At 58.6% G+C, this 21,332-nt stretch carries 21 protein-coding genes and 2 tRNA genes; 13 read left to right on the forward strand and 10 right to left on the reverse strand.

The annotated features are described in order from the left end of the window. Window positions 1-48 precede the first annotated feature (48 nt). A complete protein-coding gene (locus FPZ52_RS08605; protein ID WP_146365053.1) occupies window positions 49-504 on the forward strand; it encodes a universal stress protein in 456 nt (151 codons plus the stop codon). A 185-nt stretch (window positions 505-689) separates the two neighbouring features. On the opposite strand, the gene FPZ52_RS08610 is transcribed toward FPZ52_RS08605, so the two are convergent. Beyond that, window positions 690-765: transfer RNA gene (locus tag FPZ52_RS08610), tRNA-Lys, on the reverse strand. A 107-nt stretch (window positions 766-872) separates the two neighbouring features. On the opposite strand from FPZ52_RS08610, the gene dapF reads away from it, so the two are divergent. From dapF to FPZ52_RS08625, 3 genes are all read left to right on the forward strand, one after another. Further along, the gene (dapF, locus tag FPZ52_RS08615; RefSeq protein WP_146365714.1) at window positions 873-1,718 is read left to right on the forward strand and encodes a diaminopimelate epimerase; all 846 of its coding nucleotides are present in this window, start codon (window positions 873-875) and stop codon (window positions 1,716-1,718) included. Then, window positions 1,711-2,976, forward strand: a complete 1,266-nt coding sequence (gene mtaB / locus FPZ52_RS08620) for a tRNA (N(6)-L-threonylcarbamoyladenosine(37)-C(2))-methylthiotransferase MtaB (protein WP_146365054.1) — start codon at window positions 1,711-1,713, stop codon at window positions 2,974-2,976. Before dapF ends, mtaB begins: the two co-directional genes overlap by 8 nt. A 70-nt stretch (window positions 2,977-3,046) precedes the next feature. Next, entirely contained in the window at window positions 3,047-3,325 is a 279-nt protein-coding gene (locus tag FPZ52_RS08625) for a hypothetical protein (RefSeq protein ID WP_146365055.1), read from the forward strand. A 27-nt stretch (window positions 3,326-3,352) separates the two neighbouring features. Here FPZ52_RS08625 and FPZ52_RS08630 read toward each other — a convergent pair whose 3' ends face one another. Continuing rightward, window positions 3,353-4,003 (reverse strand): outer membrane protein, encoded by a 651-nt coding sequence (locus tag FPZ52_RS08630; RefSeq protein ID WP_338052770.1) that lies wholly within the window; start codon window positions 4,001-4,003, stop codon window positions 3,353-3,355. A 385-nt stretch (window positions 4,004-4,388) separates the two neighbouring features. Here FPZ52_RS08630 and petA point away from each other — a divergent pair, with 385 nt between their 5' ends. Genes petA through FPZ52_RS08645 form a run of 3 tightly spaced genes read left to right on the forward strand, consistent with a single transcriptional unit; the run spans window position 4,389 to window position 7,120 of the window. Next, complete coding sequence (petA, locus tag FPZ52_RS08635; RefSeq protein ID WP_146365057.1) at window positions 4,389-4,952, forward strand: ubiquinol-cytochrome c reductase iron-sulfur subunit; 564 nt, start codon at window positions 4,389-4,391, stop codon at window positions 4,950-4,952. Window positions 4,953-4,964: 12 nt separating this feature from the next. Next, entirely contained in the window at window positions 4,965-6,308 is a 1,344-nt protein-coding gene (gene petB / locus FPZ52_RS08640) for a cytochrome b (RefSeq protein WP_146365058.1), read from the forward strand. A gap of 17 nt (window positions 6,309-6,325) precedes the next feature. Continuing rightward, window positions 6,326-7,120 carry a cytochrome c1 gene (locus FPZ52_RS08645; protein WP_146365715.1) on the forward strand — a complete coding sequence of 265 codons (795 nt, stop codon included), beginning with the start codon at window positions 6,326-6,328 and terminating at the stop codon, window positions 7,118-7,120. 603 nt (window positions 7,121-7,723) lie between these two features. Here FPZ52_RS08645 and FPZ52_RS08650 read toward each other — a convergent pair. The 4 genes from FPZ52_RS08650 to FPZ52_RS08665 all read right to left on the reverse strand — a co-directional run bounded on the left by FPZ52_RS08650 (window position 7,724) and on the right by FPZ52_RS08665 (window position 11,188). Next, a tRNA-Gln gene (locus tag FPZ52_RS08650) sits at window positions 7,724-7,798 on the reverse strand. Between the two features lie 200 nt (window positions 7,799-7,998). Then, window positions 7,999-8,739 carry a CAF17-like 4Fe-4S cluster assembly/insertion protein YgfZ gene (gene ygfZ, locus FPZ52_RS08655; protein ID WP_146365059.1) on the reverse strand — a complete coding sequence of 247 codons (741 nt, stop codon included), beginning with the start codon at window positions 8,737-8,739 and terminating at the stop codon, window positions 7,999-8,001. Further along, on the reverse strand, window positions 8,736-10,511 hold the full coding sequence (locus FPZ52_RS08660) for an ABC transporter ATP-binding protein (RefSeq protein ID WP_146365060.1): 1,776 nt from the start codon (window positions 10,509-10,511) through the stop codon (window positions 8,736-8,738). The genes ygfZ and FPZ52_RS08660 overlap by 4 nt, the downstream gene beginning before the upstream one ends. Next, window positions 10,508-11,188, reverse strand: coding sequence for a tyrosine-protein phosphatase (locus FPZ52_RS08665; protein WP_146365061.1), 681 nt, complete (start codon window positions 11,186-11,188; stop codon window positions 10,508-10,510). The genes FPZ52_RS08660 and FPZ52_RS08665 overlap by 4 nt, the downstream gene beginning before the upstream one ends. 172 nt (window positions 11,189-11,360) lie before the next feature. On the opposite strand from FPZ52_RS08665, the gene FPZ52_RS08670 reads away from it, so the two are divergent. The 3 genes from FPZ52_RS08670 to kdsA all read left to right on the forward strand — a co-directional run bounded on the left by FPZ52_RS08670 (window position 11,361) and on the right by kdsA (window position 14,898). Next, window positions 11,361-12,563, forward strand: a complete 1,203-nt coding sequence (locus FPZ52_RS08670) for a pyridoxal-phosphate-dependent aminotransferase family protein (protein WP_146365062.1) — start codon at window positions 11,361-11,363, stop codon at window positions 12,561-12,563. Window positions 12,564-12,675: 112 nt separating this feature from the next. Then, window positions 12,676-13,938, forward strand: a complete 1,263-nt coding sequence (locus tag FPZ52_RS08675) for a Na+/H+ antiporter NhaA (RefSeq protein WP_146365063.1) — start codon at window positions 12,676-12,678, stop codon at window positions 13,936-13,938. 126 nt (window positions 13,939-14,064) lie between these two features. Beyond that, on the forward strand, window positions 14,065-14,898 hold the full coding sequence (kdsA, locus tag FPZ52_RS08680; RefSeq protein WP_146365064.1) for a 3-deoxy-8-phosphooctulonate synthase: 834 nt from the start codon (window positions 14,065-14,067) through the stop codon (window positions 14,896-14,898). A gap of 35 nt (window positions 14,899-14,933) precedes the next feature. Here kdsA and FPZ52_RS08685 read toward each other — a convergent pair whose 3' ends face one another. The 3 genes from FPZ52_RS08685 to FPZ52_RS08695 all read right to left on the reverse strand — a co-directional run bounded on the left by FPZ52_RS08685 (window position 14,934) and on the right by FPZ52_RS08695 (window position 17,602). Continuing rightward, window positions 14,934-16,304: a glutamate--cysteine ligase gene (locus tag FPZ52_RS08685; protein WP_146365065.1), complete on the reverse strand. Its 1,371-nt coding sequence runs from the start codon at window positions 16,302-16,304 to the stop codon at window positions 14,934-14,936. 63 nt (window positions 16,305-16,367) lie between these two features. Then, complete coding sequence (locus tag FPZ52_RS08690) at window positions 16,368-16,880, reverse strand: hypothetical protein (protein WP_146365066.1); 513 nt, start codon at window positions 16,878-16,880, stop codon at window positions 16,368-16,370. After that, window positions 16,877-17,602 carry a 16S rRNA (uracil(1498)-N(3))-methyltransferase gene (locus FPZ52_RS08695; protein WP_146365067.1) on the reverse strand — a complete coding sequence of 242 codons (726 nt, stop codon included), beginning with the start codon at window positions 17,600-17,602 and terminating at the stop codon, window positions 16,877-16,879. The genes FPZ52_RS08690 and FPZ52_RS08695 overlap by 4 nt, the downstream gene beginning before the upstream one ends. A 12-nt stretch (window positions 17,603-17,614) precedes the next feature. Between FPZ52_RS08695 and ubiA the strand changes: the two genes are divergently transcribed. From ubiA to FPZ52_RS08710, 3 genes are all read left to right on the forward strand, one after another. Then, window positions 17,615-18,574: a 4-hydroxybenzoate octaprenyltransferase gene (ubiA, locus tag FPZ52_RS08700; protein WP_146365068.1), complete on the forward strand. Its 960-nt coding sequence runs from the start codon at window positions 17,615-17,617 to the stop codon at window positions 18,572-18,574. 62 nt (window positions 18,575-18,636) lie between these two features. Beyond that, entirely contained in the window at window positions 18,637-20,553 is a 1,917-nt protein-coding gene (locus FPZ52_RS08705; protein ID WP_146365069.1) for an OmpA family protein, read from the forward strand. Next, on the forward strand, window positions 20,540-20,869 hold the full coding sequence (locus tag FPZ52_RS08710) for a hypothetical protein (protein WP_146365070.1): 330 nt from the start codon (window positions 20,540-20,542) through the stop codon (window positions 20,867-20,869). The genes FPZ52_RS08705 and FPZ52_RS08710 overlap by 14 nt, the downstream gene beginning before the upstream one ends. 4 nt (window positions 20,870-20,873) lie before the next feature. Here the strand turns inward: FPZ52_RS08710 and FPZ52_RS08715 are convergent, their stop codons facing one another. Then, a complete protein-coding gene (locus FPZ52_RS08715) occupies window positions 20,874-21,332 on the reverse strand; it encodes a molybdenum cofactor biosynthesis protein MoaE (protein ID WP_146365071.1) in 459 nt (152 codons plus the stop codon).

The following is a 21,332-nucleotide window of genomic DNA, read 5'->3' on the forward strand; positions in this document are numbered from 1 at the left end:
CGCAGATCGCGCTCGTCATCATGCACAGCGGATCATGCTGGAGGCATCATGCGTAAATTTCTGGTTGTGCTGGATGACAGCCGCGAGTGCCTGAACGCCATGCGCTTCGCGGCAATGCGCGCGAAAAACACTCGGGGCGGCGTAGATATTCTCGCCGTAATCCCGCCCGAAGAATTCAACCACTGGCTGGGCGTCGGCGACATCATGCGCGAAGAAGCTCGCGAGCGGATCGAAGCTCATTTCGAAGTTTTCGCGAAATGGATGCGCGACCGGCAGAATGTTGATCCAAACCTCGTGATCCGTGAAGGGGATCTCTACCCCGAGGTGCTCTCACAGATCAACGAAGACAAACAGATACGGCTTCTGGTTCTGGGAGCCGGCACAGGCAAGAACGGTCCCGGCCCGCTAGTATCACAGCTGACAAAGAACGCCGGGAACATCCCGATTCCATTCACAGTCGTTCCAGGCAATCTGACCAAGGAGCAGATCGAAGAAGTGACATGAACATTCGGGACACCGCCGAGACCTGTGTTGCCTTCGCCTATTCACGGTGTGCCGTATGGCGGTATCCGGCTTTATACATTTCCTCGGGTTAGCCTCAACGCGAACCTCTACGAAGAAACACAGCGCACGCACGAGGCAACCCCGATAGGGGAAAGCGCTACTACTTCTATACTTATTGGTTTCAGTGGTGAGCCGTACAGGATTCGAACCTGTGACCCACTGATTAAAAGTCAGTTGCTCTACCAACTGAGCTAACGGCCCACTCTGTGAAGGGGCATCTACAAAGCTGGCGCGGGGGGGTCAAGGGCGAAATCACGAAAAACTCGCATCCTCTGGATTTATCGTCGCGGCAGGCGTATATGCGCGCCATGCGGGATAGTGTGAACACAGAACGCCTGGCATTTCTAAAGATGCACGGGCTTGGGAATGACTTCGTGATCGTCGACTCACGTGGCAGGGATGCCGTTGTAACTCCTGATCTCGCAAGGAAATTAGGCGATCGGCATCGCGGTGTGGGCTATGACCAGCTTGCAGAAATCCGTGACGGTCGGGATTCGGACATCGCACTGGATTTCTGGAATTCGGATGGAACGAGGGCAGGTGCTTGCGGCAACGCTACGCGCTGCGTCGCGGATATCGTGATGGATGCCGCTGTACGACGTAACGTTACAATTCGTACCGCCCGAGGACTGCTAAGTGCGAAACGGCTCGATGATGGGCTGGTAAGTGTCAATATGGGCCTGCCGGAGTCCGAATGGGACGCAATCCCGCTCGCGCGTCCTGTCAGTGATCTTGATGCGCTACCCCTGCCGGGAAAGCCATCCGCTGTCGGAATGGGCAATCCCCATTGCGTGTTCTTTGTGGAAGATGCGGATTCCGTCGATGTCGAAGACAGAGGCCCCAGCGTCGAAAACGATCCACTCTTCCCCGAAGCCACGAATGTCGAATTCGTTCACGTCATCGACCGAACTGAGATACGGATGCGCGTGTGGGAACGCGGCACTGGGATCACGCTCGCCTGCGGATCCGGCGCATGTGCGGCTGCAGTAGCGGCGCATCGGCGTGGACTGATCGATTCTGCCGTGACGGTACGCCTCGATGGTGGACCTCTGCATATCCGCATCGCGGATGAAGGCGTCTGGATGACCGGCGCGACGGCCAAAGTCTTCGAGGCAGAACTGGACCCTTCGATGTGGGGAACGACCGATGGATAAGCAGGTACCTGTTTTCACGACTCACGGCTGTCGCCTCAACGCCTATGAGACGGAGGCGATGCGCACACTTGCAGACTCCGCAGGGCTCGGTGATGCGGTGATCATCAACACCTGCGCGGTAACGTCCGAAGCCGTCCGAAAAGCACGGCAGGACATTCGCAGGCTGCGGCGCGAGAACCCCAAAGCCCGCCTGATCGTGACTGGATGCGCGGCACAGACGGATCCGGATAGCTTTGCCGCTATGGCAGAGGTCGATCAGGTCGTCGGCAATCACGAAAAGATGCAGCCGGAAACATGGCGGTCATTGGCTGTTAACGACCTGATCGGCGACACCGAAAAGGTGCAGGTCGACGACATCATGTCCGTCACCGAAACCGCCGGGCATTTGATCGACGGCTTCGGCACCCGATCCCGCGCCTATGTTCAGGTGCAGAACGGATGCGATCATCGCTGCACCTTCTGCATCATTCCTTTTGGACGCGGCAATTCTAGGTCGGTGCCTGCTGGCGTCGTGGTCGAGCAGATCAAGCGCCTTGTGAATCGCGGTTTCAAAGAGATCGTTCTAACGGGCGTCGATCTGACCAGCTGGGGGGCGGACCTTCCCGCGACACCACGGCTCGGCGATCTGGTGCGTCGCATCCTGAAACTGGTGCCCGATCTGCCACGCTTACGGATTTCGTCCATCGACTCGATTGAAGCAGACCCCGCCCTGATGGAAGCGATTGCCACGGAAAAGCGCTTAATGCCGCATTTGCATCTGAGCCTTCAGGCCGGTGACGACATGATACTCAAACGCATGAAACGCCGTCACCAGCGAGATCACGCAATCGCCTTTTGTGAAGAAGCTCTGCGTCTGCGTCCGGACATGACATTCGGCGCCGACATCATTGCCGGGTTTCCGACCGAAACCGAAGAGATGTTCCAGAACTCGCTGAAGCTGGTCGAAGACTGTTCCCTGACATGGCTGCACGTCTTCCCCTACTCCCCGCGCCCCGGCACGCCGGCCGCGCGGATGCCACAGGTGAACGGCAAAGCGATCAAGGATCGCGCGGCACGGCTGCGCGCCGCCGGCTCCCAACGCGTGCAGTCGCATCTCGACGCCCAGATCGGGCGTGAACATCTGGTGCTGATGGAATCTCAGCAGATGGGTCGGACGGAACAGTTTGCCGAGGTGCGTTTCGACGACCCCCGGGTTGAAGGCCAGATCGTTCCCGCGCGGATCACGGGCGCAAGCGGACAGTCGCTGATGGTAGCCTGAACCGAACCCGCTTCGGGAATTCTGGACAACGCGCGACCGGCTACTTATCCTTCAATCAAAGGAGAACTCTATGCCACTGCCCATTGCACCTGCAGCAACCATTGCGCTGCGCCTGGCCCCGGTTGCACTAGCCCTTTATGCAGCGGCTCGGCATGCAGGACCGTCGCCGAGACGGCAGAAGGCCGAAGACGTATTGGATGAACTCGACGACGGGTTGCACGTCAGCGAGGAGCCAGAAGGTTGGCGTGCGGATGGCCGCCTTCGCCGCAAAATCCGGTTCGGTCATAGTGGACCGGGATTCGAGATCGACGCGTCGGGTTTTGGGCGGCTGAAGCTGCGCCGAATCTAAGCATTGGGGCCGGTGAAACTAACCGCTTCAGAAGTTGAAACTGACACCGACATTAAGCGCGTTGGTGACGATGTTTGTCTTTAAGTCGCCGCCATCATGCAGGTCTGCCTCGTTTTGCGAATAGGTGCCTTTGTATTCGCCAAAAACTGACCAGTTCTCGGAAACCGGGTAAGACACACCTGCCAACCACTGAACCGCGGGCCCAGTCAGTTGGTATTCGAAAGTCTTACCGCTGCTCGTCTCGACCTCGACATGTGGGACGGATACGCCGACACCTGCACCCACATAGGGAATCCATGGACGTTCAACGGAGGGCCAGCGCTTCAGTACGTTCACTGTGACAAGGTTGATACCGTCCGAAAACTCGAGGATATCGAAGCCGTTCTTTTCCTTGTCGTTCTCATCAGCATAAACCTTGGCGTGGTTCATCTCGAGCGCATAGCCGATATTGTTCGGCTGCCACCAAGTTCCGCGAATGCCCCAATAGGGCGGCATTTCGTTCGAGCGGCCTTCCCAAGCCGTGGTAAAATCGAACTTGCCGATTCCGTTGGGATCATTGCCTTCGACATCACTGTGGGGAGCGGTCTGGAAGCCAGTATAGAAACTCAGCTCAAACTCCGCATGAGCGGGATTCGCCACTGCAAAGCCCAGAACCAAAGCTGTAAGTGCTAGCCGCATCATCTTATCGCGCGCCCAAATCCTTGCGATCATCCAATCAGTGAAACTCGAAACCCGACATGTTCAAGCTTTCCATCCGAAAGCTAACAAACAATGAATCACCCCAACTCCGCCCAACATCGCATTGGAATAACGCGGAAACAATCCCTTGCCTGAACGAATCGCCATGTCTCGCCAAGATGTGACCCATAGGTAGCAGTCCGGGTAGAAACAACCCGCCGGGTTGACAAGAATGCCAAAAATAAGGCCCTAGAGCGCAGATGCGCTAGATTGTCCGCTAGACGATCCGTTATGGTCCGGCTAGTTAGCGTCGCAGCAATGGCTGAGAGTTCGCTCTCGGTCCGGGTTTTGCGTTGGTTTAGCCGACGAATAAATGGAGAACTCCGTGTCCCACGCAGAAGATCACGAAGGCACCCGCAGGGATTTCCTTTACTACGCGACGGCCGGGGCAGCGACGGTGACTGCCGGCGCCGCCGTTTGGCCGCTTGTCAATCAGATGAACCCAAGCGCCGATGTTCAGGCGCTGTCGTCGATCCGCGTTGACGTCTCCGGCGTCGAGGTTGGAACGCAGCTGACCGTGAAGTGGCAGGGTAAGCCTGTATTCATCCGCCGCCGCACCCAGCAGGAAATCGACGAAGGCCGGGCCGTCGAACTGTCCGATCTCGTGGATCGCAACGCTGAAAACGCGAACATCGACGCCATGGCGCCCGCCACCGACGAAAACCGCACGCTGGACGAAGCGGGCGAATGGCTGGTGATGCTGGGCGTGTGCACACACCTTGGCTGTGTGCCCCTGGGCGATGGCGCTGGTGATTTTGATGGCTGGTTCTGCCCCTGTCACGGATCGCACTACGACACAGCTGGCCGCATCCGCCGCGGCCCGGCACCGCGCAACCTGCCCGTTCCGGTTGCCGCCTTCGAAGACGAAACCACAATCTTGCTCGGTTAAGGGAGAGACCGGATGGCTGGAATTCCACACGACCATTACGAGCCCAAGACCAGCGGCGAGAAATGGCTTCATTCGCGCCTGCCGATCGTCGGGCTGCTCTACGACACGATCATGATCCCCACGCCCAAGAACCTCAACTGGATGTGGATCTGGGGGATTGTCCTGACATTCTGTTTGGTGCTTCAGATCGCCACAGGCATCGTGCTGGTGATGCACTACACACCGCATGTCGATTACGCCTTTGCGTCGGTCGAGCATATCATGCGCGACGTCAATGGCGGCTACATGCTGCGCTACCTGCACGCGAACGGCGCCTCGCTGTTCTTCGTCGCCGTTTACCTGCACATCTTCCGCGGCCTGTATTACGGCTCCTACAAGTCTCCGCGCGAAGTGACCTGGATCATTGGTATCCTGATCTACCTGTGCATGATGGGCACGGCCTTCATGGGCTACGTTCTGCCTTGGGGACAGATGTCCTTCTGGGGAGCGACCGTGATCACCGGCCTGTTTGGCGCCATTCCTCTGATCGGCGAGCCGATCCAGACCTGGCTTCTGGGTGGACCGGCGGTGGACAACTATACGCTGAACCGCTTCTTCTCGCTGCACTACCTGCTGCCATTCGTTATTGCTGCACTTGTGGCCGTTCACATCTGGGCCTTCCACAACACGGGCAACAACAACCCCACGGGTGTCGAAGTTCGCCGTACTTCGAAAGCGGACGCCGAAAAAGACACTGTTCCGTTCTGGCCCTACTTCATCATCAAGGACTTCTTCGCCCTCGCCGTGGTGCTGGCCATTTTCTTCGCGATTGTCGGCTTCATGCCGAACTACCTGGGCCACCCCGACAACTATATTGAGGCGAACCCTCTGGCGACGCCTGCACACATCGTGCCGGAATGGTACTTCCTGCCCTTCTACGCTATCCTGCGTGCTTTCACCGGCGATGTCTGGATCGTGCAGCTGGTACAGTGGATTACCTTCGGGATCGTCGACGCCAAGTTCTTCGGTGTAGTTGCGATGTTCGGGGCGATTGCTGTGATGGCGCTGACACCCTGGCTCGACACGTCGTCTGTGCGCTCTGGCCGCTATCGCCCGATGTTCAAGTGGTGGTTTGCGCTGCTATGCGTCGACTTCATGGTGCTAATGTGGGTCGGTGCGCAATCGACCGAGTTCCCCTATGACTGGATCTCGCTGATCGCCGCAACCTACTGGTTTGCCTACTTCCTGGTCATCCTGCCGCTGCTGGGCGTTATCGAGAAGCCGCTGGAACAACCCGCGACCATCGAAGACGACTTCAACTCCCATTATGGCGCTGACCATGGCAAGGCTTCTGGCGCCACGACGCCGGCCGAGTGAGAAAGGATCTGGACGTGATACTCAAGAAACTCACCCTCTCGGCAGTTGCGGCCGTGGCAGTGACCACCGGCACAGCCTTCGCGGCAGGTGAAGGCGGTCATATTCACGATGTGGACTATTCGTTTGAAGGTCCGTTCGGTGCTTATGACGAACACCAGCTTCAGCGCGGTCTGCAGGTCTACACAGAGATCTGCTCTGCCTGCCACGGGCTGAAATTCGTTCCGCTGCGCACGCTCGCAGATGATGGCGGCCCTGCCCTTCCCGAGGATCAGGTTCGTGCATACGCGACCCAATTCGAGGTTTTCGATCCCGAATTGGACGACTTCCGTCCAGCCAAGAAAACCGACCACTTCCCGGGTTCAGCACTCGAAAACGCACCTGACCTAAGCCTGATGGCCAAAGCCCGTGCGGGCTTTCACGGTCCCTACGGTACGGGTCTGGCACAGCTGTTCAAAGGCATCGGCGGTCCGGAATATATCCATGCCATCTTGACCGGGTACACGGGCGAAACGAAAGAACAGGCTGGCACGACCTTCTACGAAAACACCGCCTTCCCCGGCGGCTGGATAGCCATGGCCCCCCCACTGGCCGGGGACGATGTGGAGTTCGCTGACGGGTCGGCAACAGATCTGGATGCGATCTCGACCGACGTTTCCGCCTTTCTGATGTGGACTGCGGAACCCAAGATGATGGCCCGCAAGCAGGCGGGCCTGACAGGGGTCTTGTTCTTGGTTGTGCTTTCTGTGCTCCTTTACCTGACCAACAAGCGCATCTGGGCACCACTCAAGAAGAAAAACGCCGGCGCACCATAAGCGCCGAACGCGAAAATCATGAAAGCCCCGGCAGACGTCGGGGCTTTTCCTATTTGTTCGTCAACTTGGGCCTTGCTGGCTCCGATTAGTCCAAATGTTGGACCGTCGGCCTGTTCAGCAATTGTGCCGGCCTTTGTCCACAATCACCCGAAATGTACAGAATGCGGTGTTCCAGCCCTCGTGAGAGGGCCTTCGTAACGACTTCCTGATTCCGGAACACTGAGGCTCTTGGGAACACGCACAGGTCACGCAGCCACGCAAACGAAATCCGCATCCAGGAATGATTAACATTCAACTGCCCATTTGAGCTATTCCCCCGATGTTTGGACAGTTTTGGGGTGACTGAAGCTACTCCCTGCTCCTGTGCTGATCGGTTTGGTTCTCTTCTTTTACTTGCCAAAAGACCACAGCTGAGAGTTTTCCACCAAGAGCGGAGTATGTGCATTCGCGTTGTAGAAATCGGTCCATTTTCCGACGCCCATCCACGATCCGAATCCTATCGTGCCTTCGCCCCTCTGCTGCCCTCAGGATCGGGGGCATATATGGAGCATTCGCAAGGCTCTGGTGGCAACGCCGCCTATAGTTCAAATGTCGTTTATTGTCTGGCTGGGGTGGTAGGATTCGAACCTACGATACACGGTACCAAAAACCGCTGCCTTACCACTTGGCTACACCCCAACGGTGGCGTGTGACTTACTCTGAGGACGAAACGGGCGCAAGGGCTATCGGGAAAAAAAGTCGCCCGATTGCGTAGGGTCAAGATAGCGCGTTCAGCCGGTAGGCTAGGTGATACGAGGGCCAAGTAAATGGGTCAAAATATTCTGCCGAAATTCGTCAGCACAAGGGGCCGCAAGAATTGAGCCCACCAGCTTTCACAACTAGACCGGCAGCAACTGTACCACGGCTTCACCGGCGCGCATTTCTTTGCCTGCACGGTCAAAACGCAGATAGGCTAACGCCTCGTTGCCTGAACGGGTGTGCAGCGTTCCTACGGGCTTGCCATCGGCGGTGATCTCAGCGCCTTGCTCTGCATCCCCATCGACCTGGACTCGTGCCAGACCTTTGCGGAGTTCGGCCTTGTGCTTCATCCGCGCCGTGACTTCCTGCCCGACATAGCAACCTTTGCGGAAGTCCACACCGTTCAACCGCTCAAACCCCATTTCCAAGATGAAGCTGCTATCCGGCTGGAGCTCTAGCCCTGCTGCTGGAATGGCATGCGCCACGCGCAACGCGTCCCAGTCGGTTCCGTCGTCGCCTTCCATATCTCCGTAGAGACGCCACCCCAACGCGGATGTACGAGGGTCAGGAAAAGCACTCGACGGCATTTCTCCGATGCCTCGGAAGACCTTCATATCAGTTTGGGCGATGGTCACGGCCGCGCGCAGCTTATACATACCTAGCCGTCTCAACAGCCCGTCGGCTTGCTCGGTCGCAACATCCAGAAGCACGTCGTCGCCGTCAGGGACCAGAAAGAAATCCGCCAGATACTTGCCCTGTGGCGACAGTAACGCCGCATAGACCAGCCCGCTTTCCAGCTTGCCGATGTCGTTCGTCACCAGCCCTTGCAGGAATTCACGTGTATCGGTTCCGGAGATGCGTACCACTGTCCGACTGCTCATTCTTCGCCCTCGTTGCTACGAAACTGCATATTGTAGAGGTCGTGATAAGAACCACCTTTTGCAAGAAGGTCGTCATGGCTGCCTTGCTCCACAATACGGCCGCGATCCATGACCAAGATGTTGTCAGCATTCTGCACCGTGGACAGGCGGTGCGCGATGACAAGGGTTGTCCTGTCCCGGCTGAGCCGTTCCAGCGCCGCCTGCACAACCGTCTCTGACCGGGTATCAAGCGCCGATGTGGCCTCATCCAGCAACAGGATCGGCGTGTCGCGCAGCAATGCGCGCGCGATGGCCACACGCTGACGCTGCCCGCCCGACAGGTTCGACCCACGCGGACCACAGGGCGTGTCCAGCCCATCGGAAAGCTGATCGAGGAAGTTGCTGACATAGGCCGCATCAAGAACCGACCGCAATTGATCCTCGGTCACGTCCGTGCGGCCCAGTAGAACATTGTCGCGCACCGTTTCATCAAACAGCAGCGCATCCTGCGTCACGACAGAAAACATCCCGCGCAGTTCTGCCAGATTTATGTCGAGCGACTTCTGACCACCGATGCGAACCTCCCCTGTCTGCGGGTCGATCAACCGGGTCAGAACGTTGAAGATGGTGCTTTTGCCCGCACCGCTTGGCCCGACCAGCGCAGTTGTCTTGCCCGCCTTCGCCGTGAAGCTGACACCGCGCAGCACGGGCAATTCGCCATAGGCCAGATGTACGTCATCCATCACGATCTCGGGCCGATCGACATCGGCCTTCTTTGGCCTGGCGGGTGTCGTGATGCTCGGCTTAGTATTGAACAGATGCTGAACGCGCTCAAGACTCGCAATCGCCACCTGCCAACCGCCACCCATGCCCGCCAGACGGCGCAACGGCTCGAAGGCCAGCGTCATGGCGGTAAAGAAGCTCATGAAATCACCGATGGTCTTGTCACCCCGAATGATTTCACCGCCGCCATAGAACAATACCGCGACAAAGCCGAGCCCCGCCATGATGTCCACCAGCGCCGGAATAACCGCCCGACCGACGGTGGTACGCATTGCAAGTTGCACGGATTGCAATTGTAGTCCGACGTAACGGTCGGCCTGATAGTCCTCCAGCGCGTTCAGCTTGATCTGGTTAATGCCGTGAAACACCTCGTCCAGTCGCGTCGTAACCTGGCTGGCAACCTCGCGGCTTTCACGCGCGCGACGGCGCACATATTTCTGTGCAAGCAGAAGGGGCGACACGGCAAGCGGCGCGCCGATCAGTGCGATTGCGGTCCACACCCAATCCACGCGGATAGCAACAAACATGAGCGCAATAAGGGCTACAAAGTCTCGCCCAGCCCCGGAGATCAGGGCCTTCCAGACAGAACTGATACCATTCACGTCACCTTCGACACGCGCCATCAGATGACCCGGCGGGTGGGTCGCGTGGAAAGTCGTATCCAACTGCATAACATGGTTCAGCAAATCGATCCGCATGTCTGCAACCGAATGTTGGCCGACATAGGTCATCAGCAGCTTCTGCAGCGCACCGGTCAAACCCCGCGTACAAAAGATGACAAGAATCGCGATGCCAACCCATTTCATCGCATCACGGTTGCCGTCCACGAAAACCAGGTCGAACATCGGCTTCAGCGTATAGCTGAGAAAGCCGAGCATGCTGCCTTCGATGCTCATCAGGACCATCGCGGCAATCACATAGATCCGGTATTTGAACAGATAGGTCGACCACAGCCACCGAAACAGCGGCCAGCCCTTGGCGAACGGAATTTCCCCGCGCTGGTTGCTCATCTGCGGCTGTCCTTCCAGCTTCGGGTCAGCGCTTTGTGATCGTAGACCGTCGCAATCCACGTCTCAAGCGAGATGGGATGTTTGGCGTTGTCGGCCTCATAAACGTCGAACACGTGGTCCAGAATACCGGTATCCGTAGTAGATAGATGCATGTATTTCCAATGCAGTTGCTGACGCGCTTCTGCAATCGGGCGCCCTTCGATGATGGCGAGGTAAAGCGCAGACGCAAAGCCGGCCCGGTCAGCCCCCGACTTGCAATGGAACAGGAACGGCTTCTCGGCTGTCCGCATAAGGTCGATCAGTTGCAGCATGTCTTGACGCGGAACGAGCTTGCGGGCGCTCAGGGTGATGTCATGAAGCGTGATGCCAAGCTTGTCCGCAGCTTCCTTCTCGAACAGATAGGGGCTGTGCTTGACCTCACCGCGCAGGTTGATGATCGACTTGATCCCCATCGTCTTATAGCGTTCCATCCGCTTCGGGGAAGGCTGGTTCGACCGCCAGACACCCGGCGCGATTTCCTCGATGTTCCACCACCATGCGCGCAGGAAAGCATGATCCAGAAGCTGGAAGTGCCACCACGCATGTCGACGCGCTTGCGGCGTCGAGATATCCCGACCGTATTTGCGGCGCAGACCTTTTTCGATCTCGCGAAATCGGGCTTTCAGTTCAGAACGCATGTGATCCTTCAACACTATGAAGACGCCGCGAAATCCTGAACGCGCGGGGCCAAGTGACCGTGATCTACGCGCTCGTGACAGTGCTTTCAACCTGCACGCTAACGCCGCGTTTGACGAGTCATTCACGACAGCATAATCCAAACGGGCTGGTTTTCCCTGGAAGGTTCTCAAGATGTCGCTTGCTCACGGTCGCCACTATCTCGCGATTCCCGGCCCTTCGGTCATGCCTGACCGCGTTCTTCAGGCCATGCACCGCCCTGCCCCCAATATCTATTTCGGGGAACTCGCGGATATGACCGAAAGCATTGTGACCGACCTGAAAACCGTCGCGCAAACCAAGCACAACGTAGCAATCTACATCTGCAACGGTCACGGTACATGGGAAGCCTCGCTCGCCAACACCGTTGCACCGGGCGAACGCATCCTCGTGCTGGCCACAGGTCGTTTCGGGTTCGGCTGGGCGGAAACGGCGGCACGCATGGGGATCATCGTCGAAACAATCGATTTCGGGAAGAGGTCCACCCTCGATCCGGATCGCGTGCGCGACGCGCTGAACGCCGACACGGAAAAGCAGATCAAGGCCATCCTTGTTACCCAGGTTGATACGGCGACCTCGATACGCAATGACATCGCAGCCGTTCGCGCCGTCGTGGATGACGCAGATCACCCCGCGCTTCTTATGGCCGATTGCGTGGCATCGATGGGTTGCGACCGGTTCGAGATGGACGCATGGGGTGTCGATGTCGCGATCACTGCCTCGCAGAAGGGGTTGATGACACCGCCGGGGCTGGGCTTCGTCTTCTTCAACGACAAGGCCGAGGCGGTACAGAAATCCCTGAAGGTCACCAGCAATTACTGGGACTGGCAGCCCCGGGCCTATCCCGAAGAACTGTACCAGTATTTCCACGGCACCTCGCCCACACATCACATCTTCGGACTGCGCGCCGCCCTGGACATCCTCGTACATGAAGAAGGGATGGAGGCCGCCTGGGCACGTCACGCAACCCTTGCCCGTGCTATCTGGGCCGCATGCGAAGCATGGGGCTCCACCGGATCGCTGGAACTGAACGTGCCCAACCCGGCCCTGCGCAGCCATGCGGTCACCGCGCTGCGGATCGGATCACCGGACGGGACGCGTCTGCGCGATTGGCTGTCTGAGAACGCGGGTGTCACGCTTGGCATCGGCCTTGGCATGGCCGCACCCGGCGACGACGCCTGGCACGGCTTCTTCCGCATCGCCCATATGGGGCATGTCAACGCACATATGGTGCTGGGCGTGTTGGGCACGATAGAAGCAGGCTTCACCGCTCTCGATATTCCTCACGGCAAAGGCGCATTGGAAGCCGCCGCCGCGATCTGCGCTCGCAATCCATGAAAAGGCCGGGCCAATCCGCAGGGTGCGACGGAATCGCGTACCCTGCGGATTGGCAATGGTTGCCCCAACTCGCCCGGTGCTCTATTCCGAATTAAACTGGAGGGGAGACAGGATGTACCGCGTCTGGAATTTCGTTTCTAACTACTCACTGCTTTTGATCAGTGGCGCTTCGATCGCCTTGTTCTGGGCCAATCTACATCCACACAGCTATCATAATTTCGTTGAATTCGTCATCGTTGACAACTTCTTCATCGGTCACGCGCATCTAGACGCGGAAGGGCATGTCCACCGGACCCTGACACTGCACTATCTTATCAACGATGTGCTGATGGCGCTGTTCTTCGCGATCGCCGCCAAAGAGGTTTGGGAAGCTGTTATCCTGAGGGAAGGCTCACTGCGCGGTAAGAAGGCGGCGACACCGCTGTTTGCCACGGTCGGTGGAATGGTCGGTCCCGTGTCCGTTTATCTTGGCCTCGCTGCGATTCTCGGATCATCAACCTACACCGCCGTGGTGGATGGATGGGCAATTCCCACGGCCACCGACATCGCGTTTTCCTACCTGGTCGGCCGCATCGTATTCGGTGCCGGCCATCCGGCCGTTCGTTTTCTGCTGCTGCTTGCCATTGCGGATGACGCGGCAGGATTAGTGATCCTGGCCATTTTCTACCCGTCCGGAGAACTGGCCCCGGAATGGCTCCTATTGTCCGTGGGGACAGCGGTAGCCGTCTTCTTCTTCTTCAACTGGCTGCCACGACGTCTGGACCGCGGCAAGCAACTGCGGCCCAATTCCACATGGATTCGCGCAAAACTATCCTTCTGGCCCTACGCCATTGCAGGCTGCATAAGCTGGTACGGATTCCAGCAAGCGGGCGTCCATCCTGCCTTGGGGCTGCTGCCCGTCATTCCGGCCATTCCGCACGCCGACCGTGCCTTTGGTATCTTCGCGTCAGCCGAGGAACACCTGCACGACCTGCTCAACGAGATGGAACACGCGCTGAAAGTTCCAGTGGAGATCGTCTTGTTCTTCTTCGGACTGGTCAACGCGGGTGTCGAATTCTCTGCAATCAGCGCTCCGACATGGCTGGTGCTCAGCGGACTGATCATCGGCAAGCCCTTCGGAGTTCTGCTGTTCGGATGGGTCGGTGCCTATGTGCTGAAACTTGGGTTGCCACAAGGCATGAAGACCTCGGATCTGTTCGTAATCGGCTGCGTGGCGGCAATTGGCTTCACTGTGTCGCTCTTCATCGCCTCGGTCGCCTTCGAAAGCGGGCCTGTTCAGGATGCCGCGAAGATGGGTGCACTGCTGAGCTTCTTCGCCGCAGGACTGTCGATAGTAGCCGGCAAGGTCACACGGGTGCAGAAAGTCGAGCTCTGACACCGTTTCACTTTGGCTCTCACGCAAACCGTCGGCCAACGCTGGCGGTCAGCTTGAAGGTGCTGCGCGCTCCAACCAGACCTGCTATCACGCGTGAAGCAGGCAATCCTCTACCACAGGTGGAAAATGAAAAACGTAGACATCGGCCCCATCAAGGTCAGCAACGACAACCCCCTCACGATCATTGCCGGGCCGTGCCAGCTGGAATCGCTGGATCACGCACTTATGATTGCCACTGCGATGAAGGAAGCATGTGACAAATTCGGCGCGCAATACGTCTTCAAGGCGTCCTACGACAAAGCGAACCGCACTTCTCTGTCCGGCAAGCGCGGGCTGGGGATCGACGAGGGTCTCGCGATCATGGAGACCGTGCGCGACCGGCTGGGTGTGCCGACGCTCACCGACATTCATACCCCGGAACAATGCGCGGTTGCCGCGAAAGCCGTAGACATCATCCAGATCCCCGCCTTCCTTTGCCGTCAGACCGACCTTCTGCTGGCAGCCGGTGAAACCGGTGCGGTCGTCAATATCAAGAAGGGGCAGTTTCTCGCGCCTTGGGACATGGCCAATGTCGTCAAGAAGGTGGAATCGACGGGCAATGAACGCCTGCTGCTGACCGAGCGTGGCGCTTCGTTCGGATACAACACGCTGGTTGCCGACATGCGCAGCCTGCCGACCATGATGCAAACGGGCTATCCTGTTGTGATGGATGCGACGCATTCCGTGCAGCAACCCGGCGGTCTGGGCGGCGCGTCCGGCGGTCAGCGCGAGTTTGCCCCGGTGATGGCGCGTGCGGCGGTTTCGCTCGGGATCGCATCGGTTTTCATCGAGACACATGAAGACCCGGACAACGCACCCTCAGACGGGCCGAATATGATCCATCTGTCGGAAATGCCCAAGCTGATCGAAACACTCATGGCCTTCGATAAACTGGCCAAGAACGACCCGATCCGCCTGTGACCCACGGCAGGCGGCGCGAACAGCGCCGCCATCGATCAGTAGCTGAACTCTTTGTAGATTCTGCTCAGGTCACCCTGCCATTCGCCTTGGTAAAGCGACAGCAATTCATCGGCAGGAGTACGACCTGTTTCCACGCTTTCCTGCAGCGCATTCAGGAAATGTGTCTCGTCAGCGATCAGCCCGTCCGCGCCCGGAATCGCCCGCGACTTCAAGCCCGCTTCGGCAATCGCGACAACTTCCCGCGCCAGATCCTGCATGACCCGACCACCAACCTCCGCTTGCAACCCGTCCCTTGATGCCGCGATCCGCCAAGCCTCGCGCGTTTCTGTATCCCAATCCTTGACCAGATCCCACGCCGAATCCAGAGATGACTGATCGTAACACAGCCCGACCCAAAGCGCCGGCAACGCACAGAGCCGTCGCCACGGGCCACCATCGGCTCCTCGCATCTCGATGAATTTCTTGATCCGTGCCTCGGGAAAGATCGTCGTCAGATGATCGGCCCAATCACTCAGAGTCGGAACCTCACCGGGCAGCGCGGGCAACTTGCCCTTCAGGAAATCGCGGAAAGACTGGCCGAGCGCGTTGATGTATTTTCCGTCGCGATAGACAAAATACATGGGCACATCGAGCGCGTAGTCCACCCACCGCTCGAACCCAAAACCATCCTCGAAGACGAATGGCAACATGCCGGTGCGATCCGCATCCAGATCCCTCCAAATGCGTGACCGCCAGCTTTTGAACCCGTTCGGCTTGCCTTCCAGGAATGGCGAGTTCGCGAAGAGCGCGGTCGCCACGGGTTGCAAAGCCAACGCCACGCGCAGCTTCTTCACCATGTCCGCTTCCGAGGCGAAGTCGAGATTCACCTGGACCGTACAGGTCCGGTACATCATCTGCAGACCCAGGTTTCCGACGGTCTGCATGTAGTCAGTCATCAGCTTGTAGCGACCCTTGGGCATCATCGGCATCTGGTCATGCGTCCAGATCGGGGCGGCACCCAGCCCGATAAAGCCCGCGCCGATTTCATCTGCTACGGACTGAACCTCGCGCAGATGCTGGTTTACTTCGTCGCAGGTCTCGTGGATCGATTGCAGCGGCGCACCGGACAATTCCAGCTGTCCGCCCGGTTCCAGGCTGACATTTGCGCCGTCCTTGGTCAGGCCGATGATATTGTCGCCTTCCAAAACCGGGGCCCAGCCATAACGGTCGCGCAGCCCTTCGAGGATCGCGCGGATCGACCGTTTCCCTTCATAGGGAAGTGGGTTCAGGGTGTCCTTGCAGTATCCGAATTTCTCATGCTCGGTGCCGATGCGCCATTGATCCTTGGGCTTGCTGCCAGCGGACAGATACTCAGCCAGTTGAGACAGGTCCTCGATCGGGCCGCCGCCGCTTTGGGGAATGGACATGGGTTGGGCTCCGCTCTTCCTGCCTCTGATCCAATCCACAACTGCTGTGAATTGCTCCGGGTGTCAACTCAGCCATGTGACAGGTCGTTGCCAGACGATGGTGGGGTTCCTTCCCGGTCGCTCCAGTCTGTGAAGCATGGCTTGGACATTCAGGCCCGGAAGCTTGGCGAAGGCGTCAAACAACTGATCTGCACCTTTCGCGGTCACCGGAATGTGAAGAGGCGTCCCGCCATCATGGTCCAACACCCAATGCAAGGGGTGGGAATTGGGGTCGAGCGTCAGGCGGCTTAGGCCATCAGTATCGACTATGCCGCCTTCCAGCGGTCCGAAATAGGCGATCCGTCCTTCTGTTACCTGCACAACGCCCGGGCCGTCCCCCGGTCGACGGAACCTCTGACGCTGGATGCCCGTCACGATCAGCGCGGTCCCGACGAAGCAAATCGCAACCCCGAGCCAGAACAGGATGCCACCTGACGTAAGCACGGCAAGCAGCCCAAGCAGCAGCACTCCGGCCCCGATGAGGATTTCACGATACCGGATCGCGGCTTCTCGGATCTCGGGTCGTATGATACTCATCGCCAATCTCCCAGGGCCGATTGCCAAAGGGTCAGCGCGGCAACGGCGGCTGTGTCTGCGCGCAAGATGCGGGGGCCCAGCGATAGCACATGTGTCTGCGGCATATTACGCAACCGTTTGCGCTCAGCGTCGCTGAACCCGCCTTCCGGTCCGATCAGTATCGCCCAAGGTGCACTCGTGGCATCGGGGATCATCAGCCTGTCCCCAACCCTCGCCTCGTCGCAAAACAACAAGTTGCGATCCTGCGGCCAACCGGAAATCAACCGGTCAAGCCGTTCCATTTCTTCAACTTTCGGCACAAAGGTTCCACCGCATTGCTCGGCAGCCTCAACCGCGTGTTTCTGCAGCCGGTCAGCGCGAACACGTTCCGAATTAGTGAAGTCGGTCTGCACGGGCAGGATACGCGCAGCGCCCATTTCAGCCGCCTTCTCAACGATGAAATCCGTACGGGCTTTCTTGATCGGGGCGAATAAGAGCCACAAATCGGGCGGCAAGTGCAGGGGCTTCGTTTGATGTAAACAGTGCAACTCTCCCGCCCGTTTGCCCGCTTGCGCGACCTCGGCAAGCCATTCACCCGATTGCCCGTCAAACAACAGGACATGATCACCCGGCTTCAGCCGCATGACGCCGAACAGGTAGTGTGCCTGATCGCGCTCCAAAGGAACAGTTTGCTCTGGACCGAGCGGATGATCTACAAAAAGCCTGACTTTCGCGACTGACATGGACACCTAGATATGACGCAGACCACCCGAACGCCAGAGGCCGGAATCGTCGACGCCGTAAAAGGCAACTGGGTGGACCGGAGTGCGCCGGACTGGGCAAAACCCTATCTGCGCCTTTCACGCGCTGACCGCCCCATCGGGACGTGGCTTCTACTGCTGCCCTGCTGGTGGGGAGCACTGCTGAGCGCGGCAAGTGGCGAGGGGCTGAGCCTGCGTCTGATCTGGATCCTGTTGGCGTGTAGCGCAGGAGCATGGTTGATGCGCGGCGCAGGCTGCACCTGGAATGACATAACCGACCGCGACATCGACGGCAGCGTGGAACGGACACGCATGCGGCCCATCCCCTCCGGCCAAGTCAGCGTGAAACAGGCCTTGGCGTGGATGGTGATACAATCGCTCATTGCGCTTTGCCTGCTGCTGACATTCAATCTGAACGCCATTCTACTTGGATTCCTTTCCTTGGCGACAGTTGCGATCTATCCATTCGCAAAGCGTTTCACATGGTGGCCGCAGATCTTCCTGGGGCTGGCTTTCAACTGGGGTGCTTTGCTGGCATGGACGGCAGAATCGGGCCGGCTCGGCTTGCCCGCTATCATCCTGTATCTGGCGGGTATCGCTTGGACCCTGTTCTATGACACGATCTACGCGCACCAAGACAAAGAGGACGATGCGCTGATCGGAGTGAAATCTACCGCCCGATTGTTCGGAGAGGACACGCCGCAATGGCTTTGGCGGTTCGCGATCGCTTCGACCGCGCTGATGGCCGTCGCCGCTGTGATGGCCTTCAACTTCACCTTCGGAGCGGGGTTGATCCTGTCGCTGGTCGGCGTGGCGGCGTTCTTCACACATATGGCCTGGCAGATGCGCATCCTCGACATCGACGACACGAAAACGTGTTTGCGGCTGTTCCGAAGCAATCGTGATGCGGGGTTGCTCGCTGCGCTGTTTCTTGCCATCGCCGTGCTGGCCTGATTGCACGCGCGTCTTGCACAGCCTAAACCTGCCCTGTTTCGCAGAACAGTATAGAGACACACATGGCGATTTCCCGAACCACGATTTTTCGAGCTCTGGCCCTGCTTGCGGGCGGTGCGGCCTGCTTTGGCGCAGCGACCCTTGTTGCTCAGCGGATGGAGGCCAAGACCGAAGAAACCGTGAGGGCGCATCTCTCTGGCCAAGGCTTCGACTGGACGGAAATCTCCGCCGATGGGTTGGTCGCCACAATCCATGGGACCGCGCCGGATGAAGCTGCCCGCTTCCGCGCTCTGACCTCAGCCGGTGAAGTTATCAGTCCAGCCAACATACTTGACGGCATGACCGTCGCTGCGCAGACGGATTTCATCACGCCTGCCTACCGGCTGGAGTTTATCCGCAACGGGCGGGATCTGACACTTCATGGCCTGATGCCGGGCGATCAGGATGCAGAAGCCAGCCTTCTCGCCCTGCTTGGCGCGACCATCGATAACCCCAACCTGTCAGAGCTGATCACTGCCACTGGTGAAGACGCCCCCGACGGCTGGTCCGAGGCGTTGCAAACCGCCATTGAAGCGCTGTTGGAGATGGAGAACGCACGAGTCGTGGTAGAACCCGGCAAGGTCGGGGCCACCGGGTTGGTTCAAACGCGGCTCGATGCGTCCAACCTGCGTCGCGAACTGGCTGCGACGGCCGGCGACGCGGTTGAACTGGCATTGGAACTTAAACTTCCGCGCCCGATCGTATCGCCCTTCACGACGCGGTTCAGAATCGACGACCAGGGTGCGCGGTTCGAGGCTTGTGTCGCCGAAAGCGATGCCGGGCTTGCACGCATTCGCGTCGCCGCCGAAGCCGCTGGGGCGACAGACAGTTCCACCTGCCGTGTTGCCCTTGGCGCGCCAGACCCAAGTTGGGGCGAGGCCGTGTCCACCGGTCTGACGGCACTTGCGGAAATGGGCGAAGGCACGATCACCTTCTCTGATCTTACCGTGACACTCTTTGTCGGCGAAAACGTTGAAGCGGAAGATGCAGACACCATCGCCAATGATCTGGAAGGAGAACTACCCACGATCTATTCGCTGACGCTGCTGACGCCGGATACAGGCGAAGACACCTCACCCGCGCGGACACTCAGCTTCACCGCAACAATCAGCCCCGAAGGCCTGACAGTTCTGCGTGGTGCCGTGCCAGACGCACAGTCTCTCGACGCCGTCGAAAGCCTCGCCTCCGCGCGTTTCGGTACTGAAGATCTCGACATCAACGTCCGTCCTGACGAATCCCTACCCCTAGGTTGGTCAGTCAAGGTTCTCGCGGGCCTGAATGCGCTCAGCACACTGAACAATGGCGCCTTGAGAGTAACTGCCGATCGTATTTCCCTGAATGGCATGTCCTATGACGAGGATGCACAGGCCAGCATCGCCGGAAGCCTGTCCGATGCGCTCGGCCCTGACGTGCATTACGAGTTGGACATCGCCCATGAGGACAGACCGGAGCCCGTGAACGATCTACCGACCCCCGAAGAATGTGTCGCACAGGTCAATGAACAAATCGCACTAAACAAAATCACGTTTGATCCGGGCTCAATCGAATTGAACGCAAGTGGCTATGAAACGGTCGGACAGATCGCAACGGTTCTGCGAAAATGCCCCCAGGTTCCAATGGAAATCAGCGGGCATACGGACAGCCAGGGTCGAGAGGAACTGAACCAGCAACTTAGCCAGGCGCGTGCCGATGCCGTCCTGAACGCATTGATGGCCCGTCGCGTGCTGGTCGGTAATCTCTCCGCCAAGGGCTACGGCGAGAACGAGCCCATCGCCGACAACGACACAGAAGAAGGCCGCGAGACAAACCGCCGGATCGAGTTCCGTCTGACGCCGACGGAAGAGGAAGTCGCCACCGAAGGGGACGAGCCGCTTGAATCAGACGGCGAAGCTGGTAGTGAAACAGAAAACCAGCCGGAAGCCGAAGATGGACAGAACTGAATTCATACTTGCCGCCACAATTCTGCTGTTCTGCGCATTCTGCTTCGGGATGCTTTGTCACTGGATGGTGACCCGGTTGTCGCGCGTATCCAAAGCCGAAATCGGCGAATTGGACGGGATGGCTGAAGCCCTGCACGAAGCGGAAGCGCAGCGTGACAGCGCCTTGGCCGAACGTGAAGCGACGGAGGCACGTCTGCGTGGACGACTGGCACAAACCGAGGCCGAGCTACGCGCGGCTATGGATGGACTACGCGCCGCGCGCGCGGAAACGCAGGAATTGCAGGAATACATCTCGCGCCAGAACATGACGTCGTGATCGTCTAAAGCTTGGGTTCGTCCCATCTGGCGAGCGCGTCTTCGTCTTCACCCCGCGCGTCAACCCATGCTTCTCCCGAGCCGGAGTGTTCCTTTTTCCAGAACGGCGCGCGGGATTTCAAATAGTCCATCAGAAATTCACTCGCAGCGAAAGCGTCAGCGCGATGCGGCGCTGCGGTCGCAACCATCATGATCGTATCGCCCGGTACCAGACGACCATAACGGTGGATGATCAACGCACCCGTCAGCAACCAGCGATCAACTGCTTCGGCCCGACACGTTTCCAGCGCTTGCTCGGTCATTGCGGGATAGTGCTCGATTTCCATCGCGACCAAATCGCCTGTGGCGTTATTCCGGACAATGCCAGAAAATGACACCACGGCCCCCGCGCCAGACTGCGCCAACGTGAAAACATTCAGCTCCGCACCTGCATCGAATGCTTCGGACTGCACCCGCACCGACAT

Origin of the sequence: Qingshengfaniella alkalisoli (assembly GCF_007855645.1) — a bacterium.
GTDB classification, from domain to species: Bacteria; Pseudomonadota; Alphaproteobacteria; order Rhodobacterales; family Rhodobacteraceae; genus Qingshengfaniella; species Qingshengfaniella alkalisoli.

Excerpts from the sequence above, each read along its gene's own strand:
- FPZ52_RS08660 (WP_146365060.1), bottom strand. The coding sequence starts at position 10,511 with ATGAGCAACCAGCGCGGGGAAATTCCGTTCGCCAAGGGCTGGCCGCTG.
- dapF (WP_146365714.1), top strand. The coding sequence starts at position 873 with ATGCGGGATAGTGTGAACACAGAACGCCTGGCATTTCTAAAGATGCAC.
- FPZ52_RS08695 (WP_146365067.1), bottom strand. The coding sequence starts at position 17,602 with ATGTCAGTCGCGAAAGTCAGGCTTTTTGTAGATCATCCGCTCGGTCCA.
- kdsA (WP_146365064.1), top strand. The coding sequence starts at position 14,065 with ATGAAAAACGTAGACATCGGCCCCATCAAGGTCAGCAACGACAACCCC.
- FPZ52_RS08705 (WP_146365069.1), top strand. The coding sequence starts at position 18,637 with ATGGCGATTTCCCGAACCACGATTTTTCGAGCTCTGGCCCTGCTTGCG.
- FPZ52_RS08625 (WP_146365055.1), top strand. The coding sequence starts at position 3,047 with ATGCCACTGCCCATTGCACCTGCAGCAACCATTGCGCTGCGCCTGGCC.
- FPZ52_RS08710 (WP_146365070.1), top strand. The coding sequence starts at position 20,540 with ATGGACAGAACTGAATTCATACTTGCCGCCACAATTCTGCTGTTCTGC.
- FPZ52_RS08715 (WP_146365071.1), bottom strand. The coding sequence starts at position 21,332 with ATGTCGGTGCGGGTGCAGTCCGAAGCATTCGATGCAGGTGCGGAGCTG.
- FPZ52_RS08675 (WP_146365063.1), top strand. The coding sequence starts at position 12,676 with ATGTACCGCGTCTGGAATTTCGTTTCTAACTACTCACTGCTTTTGATC.
- petB (WP_146365058.1), top strand. The coding sequence starts at position 4,965 with ATGGCTGGAATTCCACACGACCATTACGAGCCCAAGACCAGCGGCGAG.
- mtaB (WP_146365054.1), top strand. The coding sequence starts at position 1,711 with ATGGATAAGCAGGTACCTGTTTTCACGACTCACGGCTGTCGCCTCAAC.
- FPZ52_RS08690 (WP_146365066.1), bottom strand. The coding sequence starts at position 16,880 with ATGAGTATCATACGACCCGAGATCCGAGAAGCCGCGATCCGGTATCGT.
- FPZ52_RS08605 (WP_146365053.1), top strand. The coding sequence starts at position 49 with ATGCGTAAATTTCTGGTTGTGCTGGATGACAGCCGCGAGTGCCTGAAC.
- FPZ52_RS08685 (WP_146365065.1), bottom strand. The coding sequence starts at position 16,304 with ATGTCCATTCCCCAAAGCGGCGGCGGCCCGATCGAGGACCTGTCTCAA.
- FPZ52_RS08665 (WP_146365061.1), bottom strand. The coding sequence starts at position 11,188 with ATGCGTTCTGAACTGAAAGCCCGATTTCGCGAGATCGAAAAAGGTCTG.
- FPZ52_RS08630 (WP_338052770.1), bottom strand. The coding sequence starts at position 4,003 with ATGCGGCTAGCACTTACAGCTTTGGTTCTGGGCTTTGCAGTGGCGAAT.
- ubiA (WP_146365068.1), top strand. The coding sequence starts at position 17,615 with ATGACGCAGACCACCCGAACGCCAGAGGCCGGAATCGTCGACGCCGTA.
- ygfZ (WP_146365059.1), bottom strand. The coding sequence starts at position 8,739 with ATGAGCAGTCGGACAGTGGTACGCATCTCCGGAACCGATACACGTGAA.
- FPZ52_RS08670 (WP_146365062.1), top strand. The coding sequence starts at position 11,361 with ATGTCGCTTGCTCACGGTCGCCACTATCTCGCGATTCCCGGCCCTTCG.